The sequence below is a fragment of the Candidatus Symbiopectobacterium sp. NZEC135 genome, assembly GCF_025962695.1.
Window position 1 is genome coordinate 1 of the sequence record NZ_JAGFPF010001118.1, and the last position, 708, is coordinate 708.

At 60.7% G+C, this 708-nt stretch carries 1 protein-coding gene; it reads right to left on the bottom strand.

The features are described from left to right. The coding region (locus J5224_RS32810) for an ATP-binding cassette domain-containing protein (protein WP_264629097.1) at nucleotides 1-708 on the bottom strand (708 nt) is incomplete at both ends.

The following is a 708-nucleotide window of genomic DNA, read 5'->3' on the forward strand; positions in this document are numbered from 1 at the left end:
TTCCGGCAACAGCCCCACACGCTTGAGCAGTTGTGCCACCCGCGCTTCGGCTGCCGGTTTATCCATCACCTTGTGCACCAACAGCGGTTCCATGATCGAGAACCCCACCGTCAGACGGGGGTCCAGCGATGCATAAGGGTCCTGAAAAATCAGTTGAATATTACGGCGTATCCGGTGCAGCGCCTCACTGCCCAGACCTTCAATACGTTCACCGGCAAAGGTGATAGTGCCCTGCTGGCTGGGCACCAGTTGTAACAAGGCGCGCGCTGCCGTCGATTTTCCACAGCCGGACTCCCCGACCAATGACAGCGTTTCGCCGGGGTAAAGATCGAAACTGATGTGCTCCACCGCATGCACCTGATGGGTTACGCGGTTGAGTATTCCCCGGCGCAGCGGAAATCGCGTGACCAAATCGCGCACCTGCAATACGGGCGTCGACGGTTTGGGTAGGCTCGCCGGCGCCGCGCTGGCCGCTGTCTGTCTGGCAATCGTCTGCCCTTCGGCGTCGGTGAGATGCAGCGAAAACGGCGCAGGTTCGCAACGCCCGCGCATCTCGCCTAGCGTCGGCACTGCCGCCAACAACGCACGGGTATACACATGCTGTGGTGTGGCAAATATCTCGCTCACGCCCGCGGTTTCAACGCAGTGGCCGCTATTCATCACCAGCACGCCATCGGCCACTTCCCCCACCACGCCCATATCATGGGT